An 18,966-nucleotide genomic window follows, 5' to 3' on the forward strand; every position below is an offset into this window, starting at 1 on the left:
CGGGTCGAGGTTGTTCATCAGCATGCGCAGCGGCGCTTCGGTCAGCCAGCTCTTGGCGGTCAGCTGGTTGCCGCGGGGGGCGCGGATTTCGACGTCGCGAAAACAGGTTGGCTTGCTCACCGTGAATCCTCTTGAATCGGCAGTCGTGCCGTTTTGTTGTTGTGGATTGGAGTAAATACAAACATGTATATACAGGCTCAATCAAGCGAAATTTGACGACCTGTGCGTTACCTGTCGCTTAGGGTGAAAGGAATGGGCTAACGATGGAAAACGAGCGGCCGGACGGCCGCTCAAAGGGGCAGAACGTTACTTCAGGTTGCCGCTGAGGAACTGCTGCAGGCGCTCGCTCTTGGGGTTGCCCAGCACATCCTCGGGCGCGCCCTGCTCTTCCACCCGTCCCTGATGCAGGAACAGCACCTGGTTCGATACCTTGCGGGCGAAGCTCATTTCGTGGGTGACCATGATCATGGTGCGCCCCTCTTCGGCCAACCCCTGGATTACCTTGAGCACCTCGCCCACCAGTTCCGGGTCCAGCGCTGAGGTCGGCTCATCGAACAGCATGATTTCCGGCTCCATGCTCAGGGCCCGGGCGATGGCGACCCGCTGCTGCTGGCCGCCCGAGAGAAACGCCGGGTACTGGTCCGCGACCCGCGCCGGCAGGCCGACCTTGTCCAGGTAGCGCCGGGCCCGCTCCTCGGCGTCCTTCTTGCTGACGCCCAGCACCCGGCGCGGGGCCAGGGTGATGTTCTCCAGCACCGTCATGTGGCTCCACAGGTTGAAGTGCTGGAACACCATCGCCAAACGCGTGCGCAGGCGTTGCAGTTCGTCGGCGTCGGCCACGCGCATGCCGTGTCGGTCGTGGACCATGCGGATCGGCTGGTTGTCCAGGCTCATGGCGCCGTCGTTGGGCGTTTCCAGGAAGTTGATGCAGCGCAGGAACGTGCTCTTGCCCGAGCCGCTGGCGCCGATCAGGCTGATCACGTCGCCGGTCTTGGCGCTCAGCGAAACGCCCTTCAGGACTTCGTGGTTGCCGTAGCTTTTGTGCAGGTTTTCAACGGTCAGTTTGTACATGGCAAACCTCCTGAATTAATGGGCCGGGCCAAGGAAGGACAACCAGCGCCGTTCCGCCAGGCGGAACAGGCTGACCAGCGAGAACGTGACGGCCAGGTAAATCGCGGCCGCGATGCCGAAGGACTGGAAGGTCAGGAACGTCGCCGAGTTGGCGTCCCGCGCGACCTTGAGGATGTCCGGCACGGTGGCGGTGAACGCCACGGTGGTCGAGTGCAGCATCAGGATCACTTCGTTGCTGTAGTACGGCAGCGAGCGGCGCAGGGCCGACGGAATGATCAGGTAGACATACAGCTTCCAGCCGCGCAGGCCGTAGGCCTTGGCGGCCTCGACTTCGCCGTGGTTCATGCTGCGGATCGCCCCGGCGAAGATCTCCGTGGTGTAGGCGCAGGTGTTCAGGGCGAAAGCCAGGATGGTGCAGTTCATCGCGTCGCGAAAGAACGCGTCAAGCATCGGCTGGGCGCGTACCGCCGCGATGCTGTAGATCCCCGTGTAGCAGATCAACAACTGTATATACAGCGGCGTGCCGCGGAACAGGTAGGTGTAGAACTGCACCGGCCAACGCACCAGTGGATTGGACGAGACCCGGGCGATGGACAGCGGCACCGACAGCACGAAACCGATGAAGATCGAGGCGCTGAGCAGCCACAGGGTCATGGCCAGGCCGGTGATGTGGTAGCCGTCGTGGAACAGGAACGGTTTCCAGTATTCCTGAAGGAGCTCGATCATCGTACGGCCTCCCGGGTGCCGGCGGCGTAGAAGATCTCCAGCCGACGCAAGACGTAGTTGGAAACGGTGGTGACCAGCAGGTAGATCAGGGCCGCCAGCAGCAGGAAGAAGAACAGCTGATACGAACTCTTGCCCGCGTCCTGGGCCACCTTGACCAGGTCGGCCAGGCCGATGATCGACACCAGCGCCGTGGCCTTGAGGATGACCATCCAGTTGTTGCCGATGCCCGGCAAGGCGAAACGCATCATCTGCGGGAACACCACCAGGCGAAAGCGCTGCATGCGGGTCAGGCCGTAGGCGGTGGCGGCTTCCATCTGCCCGCGGGGCACGGCGAGGATGGCGCCGCGGAAGGTTTCGGTGAAGTACGCCCCGTAGATGAAGCCCAGGGTGATAACCCCGGCGCTGAACGGGTCGATCTCGATGTACTCCCAGCCCATCGCTTCGGTCAGGTTGGTCAGCCAGGTCTGCAGGCTGTAGAAGATCAGCAGCATCAGCACAAGGTCCGGCACGCCGCGGATCAGCGTGGTGTAGGCCTGCGCCGGCATGCGCAGCAGGGCCGTGCGCGACAGCTTGGCGCTGGCGCCGATCAGGCCCAGCAGCACGCTCACCAGCAGGCACAGAAAGGACAGTTTGACCGTCATCCAGGCGCCTTCCAGCAGCAACGGGCCGAAGCCTTTCAGGCTGAAGCCCGACAGCCCCAGCAGCTGCAGCAGTTCATCGAACATCGCGCACCTCCAGGGCAGAGGCGCCAGGCACGCAGGGGGCTTGAGGGCAGCGTTGCGGGAAAGGCAGTGGAGCAAGGATCAGAAATGTTTTTTTCATTGTTATTTCCTGAAGACCGACAAGGGCGCTTGCGGCGCACGGGTACTGTTCATGGAACGCAGATGAGGCGATGACACGCAGACACCCCGACCGGGTCTCGAACCGATCCGTGTGTCGAGGTGTGCGGCCGACTCTAATGCACCTATATTTACTTGTACAGACAGGCTTAAGCATTTGGTCGGTTTGTTCGTCATCCTGTCGGGAACCGTGCAAGGCACCCTCCCCGACAGGCCCGATCGCGCCCCGTCTGCCGTCGGATCAGCCGTTGTCGATATCGAAGTCGAAGTACTTCGCCCGGATCTTCTCGTAGGTGCCGTTGCGGCGGATCTCGGCCAGGGCGGCGTTGATGGCCTGCTTCAGCTCGGTGTCATCCTTGCGCAGGCCGATGGACGCGCCGACGCCCAGGGTCTGGGTGTCGTGCACCGCCTCGCCGGCGAAGCCGAAGTCATGGCCTCGATCGGTTTTGAGGAACCCCATGTCCGACTGCACCGTGTCTTGCAGCGCGGCATCCAGTCGCCCCGAGAGCAGATCCTGATACACCAGGTCCTGATTCTGGTAGGACAACACGTCGACACCGTTCGGCGCCCAGTGGGCCTTGGCGTAGGCTTCCTGGGTCGAGCCCATCTCCACGCCGATGTGCTTGCCTTTGAGCGACTCGATCGCAGGCTTGATGTCCGAGCCTTTGCGGGCCACCAGGCTGGACGGGGTGTGGTAGATCTTGTCCGAGAAGTCGATCTGCTGAAGGCGCTTCTCGGTCACGCTCATCGACGACAGGATGCCGTCGAACTTTTTTGCCTTGAGCCCCGGGATCACGCTGTCCCAAGGGCTTTCGACCCACACGCACTTGGCCTTGAGCTGCTCGCAGATGGCGTTGCCGATGTCGATGTCGAAGCCCACCAGCGTGCCGTCGGGCGCCTTCGATTCGAACGGCGCATAGCTGGGATCGACGCCGAAGCGGATGACGGTCCAGTCTTTGGCGTGGACGCCGCCGGCAGCCAGGAACAGGACGAGCGAGAGGATGATTTTGTTCATGTCGGTCTCCGAGGACACATTCGTTCAAAGCGGGGCTTTGAGGTAAGGCCAGCCTGGGTAGTTGGACTCATTGTCAGAGGCTGGTCGGGGGAAGCATCAGGTCAGGGCTGCGCCAGAAACCGCTCGACCAGGCGCGCCCAATAGGCGGCCCCGACCGGCAGGTTGCTGTCGTTGAAGTCGTAACCGGGGTTGTGCACCATGCAGCCGTCCGCGCCGACGCCGTTGCCCAGGCGCAGGAAGCAGCCAGGACGGGCCTGGAGCATGTAGGCGAAGTCTTCGCTGCCCATCAGCAGGTCGGTGTGCGGCACGACCCGGTCGGTGCCGAGCAGCTCTTGCGCCACCTCAATCGCGAAGTCGGTTTCGCGGTCGCTGTTGATCACCACCGGATAGCCCATGCGGTAGTCGATCTCGACTTCGGCGCCGTAGCTGGCGGCCTGCTGCTGCACCAGTTCGGTGATGCGCGACTTGAGCAAGGCACGCACCTGGGCGCTGAACGAACGCACGCTCAACTCAAGCCGGGCGGTGCCGGGGATGACGTTGTTGGCGGTGCCGGCCTGCAATACGCCGACCGTCACCACCGCAGGTTGGGTGGGCTCGACGTTGCGCGCCACGACGGTCTGCAACGCCATCACGATGCTGGAGGCCACCACCACCGGATCCACCGTCAGATGGGGCCGCGCCGCATGGCCGCCGTTGCCCTTGACGGTGATGTAGACGTTGTCGCCCGCCGCCTGCAGCGGCCCGCGACGGAACAGCATGGTGCCGGCCGGCGCGCCCGGATGGTTGTGCAGGCCGAACACCGCGTCGCAGGGAAAACGCTCGAACAGGCCGTCCTTGATCATGCTCAGCGCGCCGCTGTCGATGCCGTGTTCCTCGGCCGGCTGGAAGTACAGGTGCACGGTGCCGGAGAAGTTGCGCGTCTGCGCCAGGTGACGGGCGGCGCCCAGCAGCATGGTGGTGTGGCCGTCATGGCCGCAGGCGTGCATCTTGCCGTGATGCCGGCTGGCGTAGGGCAAGCCGGTCTGCTCCAGGATCGGCAAGGCGTCCATGTCGGCGCGGATGCCGATGCTGCGCGGGCCGTCGCCGACCTTCAGCGTACCGACCACGCCGGTTCTCCCGACGCCGGTGGTCACGGCGTAGCCCCACGCCTCCAGCTTCTTGGCCACCAGCCCGGCCGTCTCCAATTCCTCGTAGGCCAGCTCGGGGTGCTGATGCAGGTGATGGCGTATCGCACGCAGATCGTCGGTCGATTCGGCAAGGTCGGCGACCTCGCAATAACGTCGGGTAGTGTCCATATCGCTTGGCTTCTCTTTGTGATTCCCCCCGTCTGACGGGGGTGTGAAGCCACAGTAGAGATTGCCGGGTGCGCTGAGAAGATGTAATTTTTTTGCCAATGATCAGCTTTATTTATCACCAGAAACCCGTGGAAGGCAGTGCCCGTGAAGATCAACCAACTCCAGGTGTTCGTGACCGTCGCCGAAGAAAAGAGCCTGCGCGCCGCCGCCCGCTGCCTGAACCTGACGCAGCCCGCCGTCACCCGCAGCGTGCAGGAACTGGAAAGCGACCTGGGCGTGGTCCTGATGACCCGCAATGTGCAGGGCATCACGCTGACCGAATGCGGCAAGGCGTTGCAGATCCGCGCGCACCAGATCCTTGAGGATGTGCGGCGAGCCCGGGAAGAGCTCGACCAGATCACTCACAACATGCGCGGCAAGGTCACGGTCAGCGCCACCTCCACCATCGCGCTGAGCCTGCTGCCCAAGGCCCTGGAGCAATTCCAGAAGACGGCCCCCGATGCCGAAATGACGTTCATGGAGGTCAAGTTCCCGCTCGCGGCCCAGCACCTGCGCGACGGCTCGCTGGATTTCGTGGTCTCCCACGAACTGCCCGACATGCTCGGGGACGACCTGATCAGCCTGCCGCTGTTCTCGACCGACTTCGTCGTGATGGCGCGGGCCGGGCACCCGTTGGCGAACGCGCGCCACCTGCGCGAACTGACCGACGCGCAATGGCTGAGCACGGTGCCGTCCGGCGGTTTCCAGCACAGCGTGATGGAGACCATGTTCGGCCACGCCGGGCTGCCCCTGCCCCGGCGCATCGTCCATTGCTCATCGTTCGCCATCGCGCTGGGCCTGGTCACCGGCACGGATTCCCTGGTGCTGTTCTCGCGGCTGCTGGCCGACAGCATCGCCAGCTTCGGGCTGCAGCGGATTCCGCTGGAGCAGAAACTGCCGGCGCTGGAGATGAGCATCATCCTGCGCAAGGGCACCCTGCTCACACCGGTGGCCCAGCGTTTCATGGAGTGTTTGCGGGCCGTCGTCAAACACCGTTGAGGGCGGCCCCTCTTCAGGCCAAGCGCATCGACACCTCGATGTCATCGGCAAACGGCACCGAAACGTAACCGTTCTGCGGCGAACGCACGTGGGCCACGAACTCGGGGCAGTAATCGGTGTTGTCCGCCACCACCAGCGCGCCTGGCCGCAGGTGTTTCTCCACCAGGCCCAGCACGTCACCGTACAGCGCCTTGGCGCCGTCGAGCAGCAGCAGGTCGACCGATCCGGGCAGGTTGCTCGCCAGCGTGACCAGCGCATCGCCTTCGCGGATCTCCACCAGGTCGCTGACCCCGCCTTCCTCGAAGTGATGCCGCGCCAAAGCGATCTTCGACGGCTCGAATTCGCTGCCGATCAGCACACCGCCGCCGTTGTCCCGCAGGGCCGCCGCCAGGTGCAGGGTGGACAGCCCGAACGAGGTGCCGAACTCGACGATGGCTTTGGCCTTCGTGCTGCGGGCGAGCATGTACAGCAGCTTGCCGGTGTCGCGGGACACCGGCAGCCACAGGTCCTTGAGCATGGCGTAGAGCTGGCGGTACTCGGTCTTGCTGTGCATCAGGCGCTCGCGCTCATCGCGCGACAACGTCTCCAGCACCGGGCTGGTGGCGGTGCTGGCCTGGGTGTAGAGGCGTTCGATCAGGGGCGCCAATGGCGCAGAGGTCAGGGTCGTCATGATTGCTTTCCGTCGGTTGCTTTGTGTGGGTTCGGCGCTAGAGTTGCGAACCAAACGCGAGTGATTCATCGCATTCAAATGATGCGAGCGATTCGCGCCCGCCGCTATTCGCGTTCTCCACCCACCGTTGGGGCTCTCATGACAAACCGCCAGACCGCCCGTATTTCCTCACGCAAACAGCCGCAGCAGGTGCGCTCCACTGAGCTTGTGGGCGCCATCCTGGAGGCGGCTGTTCAGGTTTTGGCCAAGGAAGGCGCCGCCCGCTTCACCACCGCACGGGTGGCGGAAAAGGCCGGCGTGAGCATCGGCTCGCTGTACCAGTACTTTCCCAACAAGGCGGCGATCCTGTTCCGCCTGCAGAGCGACGAGTGGCAGCAGACCACTCAGATGCTGCAGCGGATCCTGGAAAGCCAGGCGCAGCCGCCGCTGGAGCGCCTGCGCGCCTTGGTGCATGCGTTCATCCGTTCGGAATGCGAGGAAGCGCAGATGCGCGGCGCCCTGAACGACGCCGCCCCGCTCTACCGCGACGCCCCCGAGGCTCAGGAAGTGCGCGCGGCCGGCAAACGGATCTTCGACGCCTTCATGCTGGAGCTGCTGCCCGACGCCGCAGAGGACGTCCGCGCCCAGGCCTGCGACCTGATGCTCAGGACGTTGAGTTCGGTGGGCAAGGACTTTTCCGGCACCCCGCGCAGCGAGGCGGACATCAGCGTGTGCGCCGACGGCATGGCGGACATGTTTTGCGCTTATGTGGGGATGCTCAGGGCGCCGGCTCAGCCAGCGACCCAGGCTTGAGGCGCCGGCGGTCTCGTCCGTTCGTGGGCCACCCATATGGCGGCGAACAGCATGAACGGCAGATGCCCCGCCGGCAGGCAGAGCGGCAGCAGCATCAGCGCCCAGCAGGTGCAGACGCACCAAAAGCCGTGGATTGCGCCGAAGCGCAGCGGGTCGGCCAGCGCCGGCCAACCGAACACCGACAAGCGCGGGCGCAGGTGACAACGCGCCAGACAACGCCGGCGCGCCCTGCTCACCTGCCACAGCAGACCGCCGGCCAGCACGATCGATGCCGCCGCCAACGCCGCCCCCGTACGGGAAACCAGCACCAGCGCGATCATGAACAACAGAGCGCAGGCCGCCAGCCACACCAGAAAGTACGCCAACAGAAACAGCGCCACTGCACGCCAGCGGTGACGCGTCAGCGAGCGGAACCAGAGGTGCAGCAAGGGGCCGGCCAATGCCGGCACCATCATGGCGACCAGCATCGTCAGCATCCCGCCGGTCAGGGCGGCGGCATCCACCGTTGCCCCGGCCAGCCGCAGATAGGCGATCCCTTCGGCGAGCACCGGCCTTGAGCCGTCCACGCACAGTTGCATCAGTTCGGCATGAACCCTGTCGTTGACGGCCATCAAGGCGAAGGCCGACAGGCTGATCCCCCACAACAAGCTGGCGAGGGGATCACCCCCCGCGTCCCTCAGGCGTTGAGCCAGGGCCATGGTCAGGTCGACTGGCGGTAAATGCTGACCCGCTGGATCGAAACCCCTTCCGTGCAATGGACCGGCACGAACAGCACCGGCAGTTTGCTCAGGTCGCTCTGGCCGGTCAGGTGCAGCCGGTCGATGGTGGCGGTGATTTCGATCACTTTGCTCAAGCCCGCGCCGCCATGGGGTTTGGCGAGGCTGCTGGCTTCGCCGACGCCGAACAGCGACACCACGCCGGCCAGGTTCTCCGGATGTTCGGCCGGATCCTGGCCTTCGGCCAGACCGACATAGACGTCGAAGATCGCCGCATCGTTGGCCCCGGTGATGTTCTCCAGGTTGAGGAACACCCGGTCGGGTTCCGAGGGCGCCTGCAGCGCGAAGCTGGCCATGCTGAAGCTTTGGGTGAGTTTGGCGGTGGTGGGCTTGTCTGTCTTGACGAGCGTCGCGGACGGGGCGCTCCCCAAGGTCAGCGCCTTGCTGTTGGCGCCGAGCAGCTCGACCGTGGGTTTTCTGGGCACGTCAGCGACCTCCGCAAAGGTGAACGTTACGGGGGCGTCCATCAGTGTCTTCAGCGAATCCATGCGCAGCGCCACACGCTGATGGCCGCCCAGAGGATCAGAAATGTCCTCGTACACATAGTCGAGCCCCGGTGCTTTGGTGTCCAGCATGTCTTTGGGGGCAAACGACTTGTGGCTGCCGTCGGCCTGCGGCAGCACGAAACGCTGCTTGCCGGAGGGGCCGTCGAGCCAGGACTTGAGCACCGGGTTGGTGAAGCGCGGATTGCGGTTGCGCCAGACCTCCCAGAGCCGGTCGATGTTGGCGTGGTGCAGCCAAAAGATCGGATCCAGCGCCGCCGTCAGCGGCATCGACATCAACCCGTAGTTCCTCCAGTCCTGCGGATCGGTGTTCTGCACCGCGCCCCCGACCAGGCCATGCACCGGATCGTGGGGCCCCTGCTCCAGCACGCCTTCGTTCGCCCGGTCGGCATTGTGCTGAAAGGGCGTGCGCACGCCGCCGAATCCCGGGGAGCCGTTGGGCAGGCCTTCGTAGTCGGGGTCGCTGAGCGCGGCGGTCAGGTCGACATCGATGGCGCGGATCACCACCACCCCATCGCCACGGCCGAAACGGCGTGCTTCAAAGAGCGGGTTGTCGCCGCCGTCGGGCCAACTGTTCTTGGCGAAGGCTTCCGGCAACTGGCGGGGGTTGGCGGCGGTGGCGTCGTTGTAGTTCCAGTAAGGCAAGGCCCAGTCGGACGGCGCGCCGGGCAAGGTGCGGATGGCGGCACGCACCATCGACTCGAACGCGGCCAGGTAGCCCCGGTGCCAAGGCAGGAAGTACCAGCTGTGATGTTGGCACTGGTTGCTGTCCTGCTTGAGGAACTGGGGTGTGGTCGGCAGTTTCTCGGTCGGCTTCAACCAACCGAACTGGCGCCAGACATCCTCGTTGACCCCGTGAATCGCCGCCTGGTAGCGCCAACTGGTGACGTCGGCGAAGGGCCGCGCCTTCATGATCTTGACCCCGCGCGCATACCAGAGCAGTTCGGGGGGCCACGGTTGCTTCAAACTCCAGACATTGCGCCGTGTGTACGTCATCGCCTGTACCTCCATGTCGTCGGGTTCGGATCCTTCACCGTCAAACGTCGGACGCTGTGTCACCAGACTATAGGCCCCCCTCTGGGGGCCGTTGCGCACGAGGCGGCGAATCCGATGAACGTACGCACTGCGCAGCGCCGGCGCCTTCGGCCTGGCCCGGCCCGGCCCGGCCCGGCCCGGCCGGCACGCTTGGGCTCATTCAGGGAGCTTCAAGTACCGGTAGGCGTTCTGCCAAAAGAACCTGTCGATGTACGTGCGATACGTCTCCCGGTTCATGATCTTCAAGAAAGCCTCGAAGTAGCGTCGGGTGTTGTCGACCATGTCTGGCATTTGCCAGTCGGTGCCGTAGGCGATCTTGTCCATCAGGTCATAGGGCCTGCCCGCCTTCGCGGCGGCCGCCCGGGCACGTTCCAGGTTCGCCGTGAAGGTGGCCCCGTTGTCCGGATCGAGCATCGGGAACATGTTGGCGACTTCGCAATACACATTCGGGTAGGTCGTGCACAGTTCCGTGACGATCCGGGCAAAGTTGTCCTTATCGTTCCATTCCTGTTCGTTCGCAGCCATCCACCCGGGCGAACGGGTGTCCTGGGTCACAACGCGCTCGCCACCGGCGTGCCCGAGGCAAAGCCGCAGATTGGCCCACCTTTTGTCCTCCAGAACCGTTTTCCAGTTGTCCGGGTGAGCGTTCCGCCCTTCCTTGAGACGGGTCTGAAACCCCTGCGGCGTGCAATGGGCAAAAATCGGATGGTCGCCCTTGACGCAGAAATCAAAGAAGTCATCGATGATCTTCTGAAGCTCGGGTGCGTTTCCCGAAGGCTTGTAGCCCAGGGGCGGATAGAACTTGAATCCGAGGAAACCCTTGCCGATGGCATCCTGGCAACGTGACCGCCAATCGCCCGGTCTGCGCGGATCGAAGGCACAAAAGCCGAACAGGTCATTGGGGTGCTTGCGCTGCAGGTTTTGCATGAACTCGACCTGAGTCGGAAAGAACGGGTAAAAAGGCGCCTTATCGCCCTTCCCGTAGGCCATCTGCATATCCATCATGAAGTGAACGGCCTGAAGCGGCGGCAGGCCCGCACCATAACCGCCCTTGAGCGCCTCAAGCATTTCCTCCTCCGATTTGAGCAGCGTCAGGAAAAACTCCAGGTAGTTTTCAGCCTTGCCCCATGCCATCGGATCCATCAGTTCCACCACGGACCGCAAGGCCTTCTTGACGGTCAGCTCTGCGTTGTCGAGGACAGAACCGAAGTCCAAGTCGAGGCTGAACACTGTCACGCCGGCGGCCGGCGGCGGGGTCGCCGGTTCCTCGTCAAGGCCTTCGGCCAGGTAATCGATGTTTGCCAGCTCATCGATGATCCCGGCGATGTCACTGGTGGGGATCCGGCTCAGGATCTGCGAATCGAAAGACAAATCCCGAAACGCCTGCGGCCCTTTTGCCATCGCCTGCTTCGATGCGGATCGGGACAGCAGTTCATGCTGGGTGATTTTCCATATCTGATCGATCAGGTAATCGTTCTTCGCGTCTTCGCTGCCCGCAAAGAACGTTTTTTGCGCCTTGTAGGAGGAGCCGGTGACGGCATACAGCAGACTGGCGACATGCTTGGCCAGCGCACTGTCTGGCTTGTTCATGGCGTCCGCGATGACGCTCTCCAGCGGCAGATAGCGGGCGTTGAACAGATGCGTATGCAGATCCACGATCCGGCGAGGGAGTTCCATGGGGCGGCTCCTTGTGTCGTCATACTGGCCAATGGGGTTTGCGAAAGCGTAGATGACCCGCCCTAAACCCGCGCCTGCGTGGCATCCGCCGCCTGCCGGTGATGCTTGGCGCTCACCCGCTGCGCCCGGTAGATGCCGGCATGCCCGGAAAACAGGTACGCCGTCACGCAGCCGACCGCCGCCAGCGGCCCGATGCCGGCGCCGAACAGCTCCATCGCCATCAGCGTCGTGGCGATGGGCGTGTTGGCGGCGCCGGCGAACACCGCCACGAAACCGATGCCCGCCATCAGGGCGAACGGCATGTCCAGCAGCGGCCCCAGCACGTTGCCGAGGGTCGCGCCGATGTAGAACAGCGGCGTCACTTCGCCGCCCTTGAAGCCGCTGCCCAACGAGGCGACGGTGAAGGCCAGCTTGCCCGCGAAGTCGTAGGCCGGCATCGGTTCCTGGAACGAGCGGACGATGCCGTCGAGGCCCAGGCCGATGTAGGGCTGAGCGTCCAACCCCCACACCGCCAACGCGATGACGGTGCCGCCCAGCAGCGGACGCAGCGGCGCGTAGGCGATCCGCCGTTTCATCAGCGCGCCGAGCCGGTGGGTGGCGCCGGCGAACAGCATACCGACCAGACCGAACACCACGCCCGCGATGACGACGGCCATGACGCTGCCGGCGCTGACCGGCACCAATTCGCCGATGGCGTAAGGCGTGTGATGCACGCCCCAGGCCAGGCAGACCCGGTCCGCCACCAGGCTGGCGGCGATGCAGGGAAACAGCGCGTCGTAGCGCAGACGCCCGATGGCCAGCACCTCCAGGCCGAACACCGCCCCGGCCAACGGCGTGCCGAACACCGACGAGAACCCGGCGGCGATGCCGGCCATCAGCAGCACGCGCCGGTCGACGCGATCCAGCTTGAACAGGTGCGTGAGCTGATCGGCCAGCGCCCCGCCCATCTGCACCGCCGTGCCTTCACGGCCCACCGAGGCGCCGAACAGGTGCGAAACCACCGTGCCGCCCAGCACCAGCGGCACCATGCGCAGGGGGATCACGCGTTGGGGATCGTGGATCTCGTCGATGATCAGGTTGTTGCCGGCGTCGACGGCCTTGCCGAACCGGTGATAGATCAGGCCCACCGCGAAACCCGCCAGCGGCAGCAGCCAGATGATCCAGGGATGGCCCTCGCGCCAAGCCGTGGCCTGATCAAGCGAAAGCAGGAAAAACGCCGACGCGCTGCCGGCCAGCACCGCCACGGCAGAGGCGATGGCCAGCCACTTGGCCAGGTAAGGCAGCATCCGGAACGGTTCGAAACGATTGAGGATTGGCATGGGTCATGAGCTCGAAAGGATTCGGGCTGACCGACGGAGGGGAACGTGACGCGAACGCCTACAGCCCCGACGTTGGTCAGGTCTCTGTAGGCGTCATCAGCCGCGTGCGATGCGGCGGTTCAAGGAGGAACACCATCTCCTGCGGGCGATGCTAACCGGACCCAGGGGATGAGGCCACGGCTTTTTTGCGCCAGGGCGCCTCAGGTCTGCGGCCGTTCCTGCCACAAGCGCTTGGGCAGCACCGCCGGCGACGCATGGATGATCGACATCCGCACCACGTGGTTGAGCATCACGAAGGCCGGATCGAGCTTGAGCAGCAAGGCCGCCGCCGTCATCACCTCGACCCCGCCGGGCACCCAGGACATGAACAGCGCCAGGAACGGCCGCCCCGTCACCTGGCTGAACGCAGCGGCCACCAGCAGCGTGGCGCAGAACGTCAGGGTGGTGACCGCAAGGCCGGCGCGCACGTAACGCAGCACGTCCTTGAGGGTGATGTCCTTGAGGCGGATGCCGATCAGCCCGCCGAGCAGCACCAGAGCGACCACGGCCAGCGGATCCGGTACATGCAGCGCCGCCTGGGGGAACTCGACGTTGAACGCGGCGGTGTACAGCAGGCCGGTCAGCATGTACGGCGCCGGCATGTCGAGGCGTTCCAGCAGGTAGCCGGTGACGACGGCCGCGGATGCCGGCGCCAGCACCAAGAGGTAATCGTGCAGCGACCCGACCGTGGGCGCCGCGCCGCCGGGGTGCCCGCCGGCGATGAGCGTGACCACCAGCAGCAACGCCAGCAGACGGACGATGTGCACGAACGCAATGCGCCCGGAATCGGTTCCCTGCCCGCCCGTCACCGTCATGACCGCCGCCATGGCGCCGGGCACGGAGCCGAGCAGGCTTTCGACATGCCCCCATTTTTCCGCGCGCCGCAGCCAGTGGTAGCCGACCAGGATCTGCACGCTCATGCAGATGAGCAGACCGCCCAGGATGCTGACGTCGCCCAGCTCGCCGATCATCGAGACCGTGACGATGGAACCGACGCTGATCCCCAGCAGCAATTGCACGACGGCCACGAACGGATGCGGCATGCGCAGCGGCACGCCCAGCTTGCTCACGGCCGTGACGGTGCAGATCGCACCGATCAGCTCGCCGAGGGGCAGCCCGGTCAGGTGGCCGATCCAGGCCCCCAGCGCCGCCACCGGGATGGGCAACAGGCATTCGAACAGTGTTTTCATCAAGACTCCGGCGTATCGGTGGGCAAACGGGATTGAAGAGTGGCGTTGCCGGGCTTCCAGGACCGCTGGGCGATCAGCAGCGGCAACACTTGGAACAGCACGATCACGGCGGCGCATCCGGGCCAGCCCCAGCGCTCCCAGGCCGCGCCCGGCACAAAGGCTCCCAGGCTGCCGCCCAGGTAATAGCAGGTCAGGTACAGCCCCAGGGCAGCGGCCTTGTTGTGCCGAGCATTGGCGGTGATGAAGGCGTTGGCGGCGGCCTGGGCGAGGAACACCGCGGTGGAGCTCAACGCCAGGCCCGCCACGATCCAGCCCAGCGACGGCGACAGGGTCAGGGCCGTGCCCGCCACGCCCAGGCACGCGGCCACTTTCACCAGATCGACCTGGGGCCGGCCCTTGCCCAACCGTCCCGCCAGCGGCACCACCACCAGCGCCAGCAGGAACACCGCATAGATCGATCCGAGCGCTGCGCTGCCCAGCGAAAACGGCGCCCTTCCCAGGTGCAGGCCGATGTAGGTGAACATCGCCACTTGGGCGAACAGCACACAGAACCCCACCGCGCAGGCGCCCAGCAGCGGTGCGGAAAACAGGCTTGACCGAGCGGCCTGGACCGGCCGCTCCGGGGCTTTCGGATTGGCGGGCAATAACAAGGCAATCGCCAGCCCGGTCAACAGGCTCAGGCCCGCCAGCGAGGCCAGCCCCAGGCGCCAGTCGCCGACTTCCGTCAGCAGCCCGGTCAGGAAACGCCCGAGAAAGCCGCCCAGCACCGTGCCGGCGATGTACACGCTGGTGACCTCGGTGACGGCGCCGCCGCTCCAGCGCCCGCCGATGTAGGCGACGCTGGTGGCGAACACGAACGGAATCAGCAGCCCCTCGACCGAACGCCAGAACAGGAAAGCACCGAAACCGCCGGCCCACGCCGACATCGCCGCCGGCAGCGCCAGCAGCAGCGCGGCCACGACGATCACCTGCCGTTGCGGCCAACGGGCCGTCATCCGCCCTACAAAAGGGGCGCACACCGCCACGGCCAGGGTGGTGGCCGTGATGCTCCAGCTGGCCTGCCGGGCAGAGATCCGGAAAGCGGCCGACAGCTGATCGAGCAGCCCCTGGGTGGCGTACAGGTTGAGGAACGCCGCGCAACCGCAGAGGAACAAGGCGATTTTCGGGCAATGCAGGCGTGGCTTCATGGGAATGTTCGTCAGCGGACCGAACATTTTTATAAGATGGGCCGCCTTCAGGATCCAATACCGATTTCCGACCGATCGATACCAAGGACGAACATGCTCGACCTGCGCCGCCTGCGTTGCTTTCTGGTTGTCAGCGAAGAATTGCACTTCGGCCGCGCCGCGGCGCGCCTGCACCTGTCTCAGCCGCCGTTGACCCGGCAGATCTCGGCGCTGGAAGCGGAACTGGGCTTTCGCCTGTTCGACCGCAGCTCGCGCAACGTCACGCTCACCGCCGAAGGCCGGCACTTTCTGCCCTACGCGCGGGCGTTGCTGGAACAGGTCGAGCGCACGGCCGCCATCGGCCACAAGCTGGCCGCCGGCAGCGTCGGCCATCTGGCCCTGGGCTTCGCCAGTTCCATCGCCCTGTCCGACCTGTTCAGCCAGGCCGTCCGGGATTTCTGCTCGGCCCACCCGCAGGTGCAACTGACGGTCGAGGAAGGCGCGTCCACCGCGCAGTGGTCGCAGATCGCCGAGGGACGCCTGGACGTCGGCCTGGGCCGCCTGCATCCGCCGGCCGACCGCTCGGACATCGAAGTGACGTGCCTGGGCCAGGAACCGCTGATCGCCGCCGTGGCCAGCGACAGCCCCCTCGCCGCGCAGAAACGGGTGTCGCTCAGCGAATTGAGCGAACACCCATTGATCGCATTCCCGACGGACTACGGCTCCGGGCTCAACGAAAGCATCGAAACGCTGTACCGCCGCCACGGGCTCACGCCCCGCCGGGCGCCGACCGGCAAGCAGATCACCTCGCTCATCGCCCTGGTGGCAGCGGGCCGGGGCGTCGCCGTCGTGCCGCAGTGCGTGCAGACCCTGGCGCGGCACGGCGTCACCTACCGCCCCCTGGCGGAAGCCCACGCCACCGTGCCGCTGCTGGCGATGACCCGCCGAGAGGAGCGCAGCCCGCTGGTGCGCGCCTTCGTCGAGATCCTGCGCCGGAACTGATCAGAGCATCGGGTAACGCTTGAACAGCGCGGTCTGCTCCAGGCGCTCGGCATGGGCCTTCAGGGCCGGAAAGTCAGCGGCCTTCACCACTTCCGGCAGCACCAACTGGATGAACGACCACGCCACGGCGCTGGTCAGTGCGGCCTGATCGGGCCGTTCGTGCACCGGCCGCACCGCCAGCCGGCGATCCAGCTCCGCGCAGGCTGCGAGCAACTGCCGGGTGACGCGCTCCACCCACGGCTGATGGCGCTTTTCGGCCGGCCGCAGATTGTCCTCGTACACCCGCTGGACGGCCTTCTCGCAGGCCGCCAGCGCCAGCCCCAACGTGCTCAGCACTTCCACCAGCGCCTGCGGGTTCTGCGGCAGGCACCGGAAGGCCGGCGCCACGAGGGATCTGCCGTACTCGATGATCAGCGTCGAATCCATCAGCACGGTGCCGTCGTCCAGCAGCAGTGTCGGTGCCTTGACCACCGGGTTGACCGCGGAAAACGTCTCGAAGGCTCGGAACACCGACAGCGGCTCATGTTCGAACGGCACCCCCAGCAGGTCCAGGCTGATCGCCACCCGCCGCACGTAAGGCGAGTCCAGCATCCCTATCAGTTTCATGGCGTTCGCTCCCTAGTAGACATTGATTTTCAGTAGCCGCGAACGCCAAGGGCGCCCATCGATCCGGCGCCCCGCCGAACGCAGCTGCAACAGCCCCTCGCCGTCGATCAGGGCAAGCCCGGCCGAGAGCTTCAATTGTTCGCCGGGGCCGATCAGGTAATCGACGCCGTCGGCGCTGATCCAGTGCGTGCCGCTGACCGCCTGGGTGTACAGCGCCCGGTCGGCCTGCACCGACAGCAGTTGAGATTTGGCCAGTGCGACCTGAAGCCATTGCCGTTCCATAGCGTTGTGCCTCCTTAGGGCTGATGGTTTACTGTCCCTTACAGTAGAGAAACCGATGGCGCCAAAACATCGGTATTTATTACCAAAACGCGTAAGAAAAAGTGACATGTCGACCATTCCACCCATCACCTGCCTGCGCAGTTTCGAGGCCGTCGCGCGGCTGGGCAGCGTCACGGCGGCCGCCAAGGAGCTGCACGTCACCCATTCGGCGATCAGCCAGCAGATCAAAGTGCTGGAGGAACTGCTCGGCGCCACCCTGCTGGTGCGCGAGGGGCGCGGCGTCAGGGTCAGCGAAGACGGGCGGCTTTACGCGTTGCAGATCCGCGAATCCCTGGGCGGCATCGCCGAGGCCACCCGGCAGATCAAGACCCAGCCCAAGGCTTCCGAGCTGGTGGTGGCGGTGGTGCCGTCATTCGGCTGCCATTGGCTGTTGCCGCGCCTGACTAGCTTTCGGCAGGCGCACCCGAACGTCAGCGTGCGCCTGCAAGCGAGCCTGGCGGTGTCGAACCTGAACCGGGAATCGGTGGACGTCGGCATCCGCATGGGCAAGGGCGATTGGGAAGGCCTGGACAGCCATCTGCTGTTCCACGACGAAACCGTGGTGGTGGCGGCGCCGCACTTCAACGCCGGCGCCCTGCCGCAATCCCCCGAAGAGATCGTCGGCAGCCGGATCATCTTCAACATGGAATCCTGGCAGCCCTGGTGCCAGGCGGCGGGCCTGGACATCGACGTGCCACGCTCGGGCCTGTGCAGCAACGATTCCAACCTGGTGCTGCAAGCGGTGCGCCTGGGCCAAGGCATCGCGCTGGAGCGGCGCAGCCTGGTGCATGACGCGATCCGCCGGGGGGAGCTGGTGCAGCTCAGCGAATACACGGCCCCCTACCCCTTCCCCTACTGGCTGGTGGTGCCGGGCCGCGAGCGCTCGCCGGCCCGGCGGCAGGCGTTCTGCGGGTGGCTTTGCGACGAGGTCGAGGCCTACCTGAACGAGCTGAACCCCGGTGCGGCGGACAGCGAACCTGGCCTGTGATTGTTCGCGATCCCTGGATGCACCATCCAGAAAAGCGGCGCTGATCCGCCCCCCAAGCCTCCCTATCCTGAGCGCTCTCAACCCAGCCATCAGGAGTACACCCATGCCCAACCACAGCATCCAGGACAAAGTCGTGCTGATCACCGGCGGCGCCAAGAACCTGGGCGGCCTGCTCGCCCGCGATCTCGCCGCCCACGGCGCCCGTGCCGTGGCCATCCACTACAACAGCGACGCCAGCCGGGCGGCCGCCGAAGACACCGTGCAAGCCATCCGCGCCGCCGGCGCCCAGGCTCTGGCGATCCAGGCCGACCTCAGCGGCGCCGCCGCCATGGAAAGGCTGTTCGCCGAGGTGGTCGCCACCTTCGGCCGGCCGGACATCGCCATCAACACCGTGGGCAAGGTGCTGAAGAAGCCGATCGCCGAAGTCAGCGAGGCCGAGTACGACGAGATGGCGGCGGTCAACGCCAAGTCGGCGTTCTTCTTCCTGCGCGAGGCCGGCCGCCAGCTCAACGACAACGGCAAGGTCTGCACCCTCGTCACCTCGTTGCTCGGGGCGTTCACGCCGTTCTATGCGGCCTACGCCGGCACCAAGGCGCCGGTGGAGCACTTCACCCGCGCCGCGGCCAAGGAATTCGGCGAACGCGGGATTTCGGTCACCGCCGTAGGGCCGGGCCCGATGGACACGCCGTTCTTCTACCCCGCCGAAGGCGCCGACGCCGTGGCCTACCACAAGACCGCTGCGGCGCTCTCGGCCCTGTCGAGCACCGGCCTGACCGACATCGGCGACGTCGTGCCCTTCATCCGCCACCTGGTCAGCGACGGCTGGTGGATCACCGGCCAGACGATCCTGATCAACGGCGGCTACACCACCAAGTGATGCCCTCCGGGGCCCGGCGCA

Annotated in this window: 20 protein-coding genes and 1 riboswitch; of the genes, 5 read left to right on the plus strand and 15 right to left on the minus strand. The window is 65.4% G+C overall.

Translation table 11 applies throughout. The features are described 5' to 3' along the window. The 6 genes from CAG41_RS28700 to CAG41_RS25415 form a co-directional block, all read right to left on the minus strand. Window positions 1–120: hypothetical protein (locus CAG41_RS28700; protein ID WP_170930301.1), on the minus strand; the 120-nt coding region annotated here is incomplete at its 3' end. Window positions 121–306: 186 nt separating this feature from the next. Beyond that, complete coding sequence (locus CAG41_RS25395) at window positions 307–1,071, minus strand: ABC transporter ATP-binding protein (RefSeq protein WP_085583625.1); 765 nt, start codon at window positions 1,069–1,071, stop codon at window positions 307–309. A gap of 15 nt (window positions 1,072–1,086) precedes the next feature. Then, a complete protein-coding gene (locus tag CAG41_RS25400) occupies window positions 1,087–1,797 on the minus strand; it encodes an ABC transporter permease (RefSeq protein WP_085657090.1) in 711 nt (236 codons plus the stop codon). After that, window positions 1,794–2,522: an ABC transporter permease gene (locus CAG41_RS25405; protein ID WP_085633518.1), complete on the minus strand. Its 729-nt coding sequence runs from the start codon at window positions 2,520–2,522 to the stop codon at window positions 1,794–1,796. The genes CAG41_RS25400 and CAG41_RS25405 overlap by 4 nt, the downstream gene beginning before the upstream one ends. Before the next feature lie 355 nt (window positions 2,523–2,877). Beyond that, window positions 2,878–3,651 carry an ABC transporter substrate-binding protein gene (locus CAG41_RS25410; RefSeq protein ID WP_085583631.1) on the minus strand — a complete coding sequence of 258 codons (774 nt, stop codon included), beginning with the start codon at window positions 3,649–3,651 and terminating at the stop codon, window positions 2,878–2,880. A gap of 101 nt (window positions 3,652–3,752) precedes the next feature. Further along, entirely contained in the window at window positions 3,753–4,946 is a 1,194-nt protein-coding gene (locus CAG41_RS25415) for a M20 aminoacylase family protein (protein ID WP_085583633.1), read from the minus strand. A gap of 144 nt (window positions 4,947–5,090) precedes the next feature. On the opposite strand from CAG41_RS25415, the gene CAG41_RS25420 reads away from it, so the two are divergent. Then, on the plus strand, window positions 5,091–5,984 hold the full coding sequence (locus CAG41_RS25420; RefSeq protein ID WP_085633514.1) for a LysR substrate-binding domain-containing protein: 894 nt from the start codon (window positions 5,091–5,093) through the stop codon (window positions 5,982–5,984). Between the two features lie 13 nt (window positions 5,985–5,997). Here the strand turns inward: CAG41_RS25420 and CAG41_RS25425 are convergent, their stop codons facing one another. Continuing rightward, window positions 5,998–6,654, minus strand: a complete 657-nt coding sequence (locus CAG41_RS25425) for an O-methyltransferase (protein ID WP_085583637.1) — start codon at window positions 6,652–6,654, stop codon at window positions 5,998–6,000. Between the two features lie 138 nt (window positions 6,655–6,792). Here CAG41_RS25425 and CAG41_RS25430 point away from each other — a divergent pair, with 138 nt between their 5' ends. Further along, window positions 6,793–7,446 (plus strand): TetR family transcriptional regulator, encoded by a 654-nt coding sequence (locus CAG41_RS25430; RefSeq protein ID WP_085707620.1) that lies wholly within the window; start codon window positions 6,793–6,795, stop codon window positions 7,444–7,446. Here CAG41_RS25430 and CAG41_RS25435 read toward each other — a convergent pair. The 6 genes from CAG41_RS25435 to CAG41_RS25460 all read right to left on the minus strand — a co-directional run bounded on the left by CAG41_RS25435 (window position 7,425) and on the right by CAG41_RS25460 (window position 15,172). Further along, window positions 7,425–8,144, minus strand: a complete 720-nt coding sequence (locus CAG41_RS25435; protein ID WP_085707621.1) for a DUF2182 domain-containing protein — start codon at window positions 8,142–8,144, stop codon at window positions 7,425–7,427. The genes CAG41_RS25430 and CAG41_RS25435 overlap by 22 nt on opposite strands. Window positions 8,145–8,146: 2 nt before the next feature. Next, window positions 8,147–9,721 (minus strand): tyrosinase family protein, encoded by a 1,575-nt coding sequence (locus CAG41_RS25440; RefSeq protein ID WP_170930302.1) that lies wholly within the window; start codon window positions 9,719–9,721, stop codon window positions 8,147–8,149. 195 nt (window positions 9,722–9,916) lie between these two features. Then, window positions 9,917–11,437: an amidohydrolase family protein gene (locus tag CAG41_RS25445; RefSeq protein ID WP_085707623.1), complete on the minus strand. Its 1,521-nt coding sequence runs from the start codon at window positions 11,435–11,437 to the stop codon at window positions 9,917–9,919. Between the two features lie 62 nt (window positions 11,438–11,499). Beyond that, the gene (locus tag CAG41_RS25450; RefSeq protein WP_085707624.1) at window positions 11,500–12,756 is read right to left on the minus strand and encodes a voltage-gated chloride channel family protein; all 1,257 of its coding nucleotides are present in this window, start codon (window positions 12,754–12,756) and stop codon (window positions 11,500–11,502) included. An 80-nt stretch (window positions 12,757–12,836) separates the two neighbouring features. After that, window positions 12,837–12,905: riboswitch (Fluoride riboswitch) on the minus strand. 51 nt (window positions 12,906–12,956) lie between these two features. Beyond that, the gene (locus CAG41_RS25455; RefSeq protein WP_085583650.1) at window positions 12,957–13,985 is read right to left on the minus strand and encodes an AbrB family transcriptional regulator; all 1,029 of its coding nucleotides are present in this window, start codon (window positions 13,983–13,985) and stop codon (window positions 12,957–12,959) included. Continuing rightward, window positions 13,985–15,172: an MFS transporter gene (locus tag CAG41_RS25460; RefSeq protein WP_085583972.1), complete on the minus strand. Its 1,188-nt coding sequence runs from the start codon at window positions 15,170–15,172 to the stop codon at window positions 13,985–13,987. Before CAG41_RS25460 ends, CAG41_RS25455 begins: the two co-directional genes overlap by 1 nt. 93 nt (window positions 15,173–15,265) lie before the next feature. Here CAG41_RS25460 and CAG41_RS25465 point away from each other — a divergent pair, with 93 nt between their 5' ends. Then, entirely contained in the window at window positions 15,266–16,153 is an 888-nt protein-coding gene (locus CAG41_RS25465; protein ID WP_085583652.1) for a LysR family transcriptional regulator, read from the plus strand. Here the strand turns inward: CAG41_RS25465 and CAG41_RS25470 are convergent, their stop codons facing one another. Next, window positions 16,154–16,759, minus strand: coding sequence for a glutathione S-transferase (locus CAG41_RS25470; RefSeq protein ID WP_085633501.1), 606 nt, complete (start codon window positions 16,757–16,759; stop codon window positions 16,154–16,156). 12 nt (window positions 16,760–16,771) lie between these two features. Then, complete coding sequence (locus tag CAG41_RS25475) at window positions 16,772–17,041, minus strand: hypothetical protein (protein ID WP_085633499.1); 270 nt, start codon at window positions 17,039–17,041, stop codon at window positions 16,772–16,774. Window positions 17,042–17,147: 106 nt separating this feature from the next. On the opposite strand from CAG41_RS25475, the gene CAG41_RS25480 reads away from it, so the two are divergent. After that, entirely contained in the window at window positions 17,148–18,068 is a 921-nt protein-coding gene (locus CAG41_RS25480) for a LysR substrate-binding domain-containing protein (RefSeq protein ID WP_085583658.1), read from the plus strand. A gap of 103 nt (window positions 18,069–18,171) precedes the next feature. Then, window positions 18,172–18,945 (plus strand): SDR family oxidoreductase, encoded by a 774-nt coding sequence (locus CAG41_RS25485; protein WP_085583660.1) that lies wholly within the window; start codon window positions 18,172–18,174, stop codon window positions 18,943–18,945. Window positions 18,946–18,966 lie beyond the last annotated feature (21 nt).

Source organism: Pseudomonas sp. B35(2017), assembly GCF_002113645.1.
GTDB classification, from domain to species: Bacteria; Pseudomonadota; Gammaproteobacteria; order Pseudomonadales; family Pseudomonadaceae; genus Aquipseudomonas; species Aquipseudomonas ekonensis.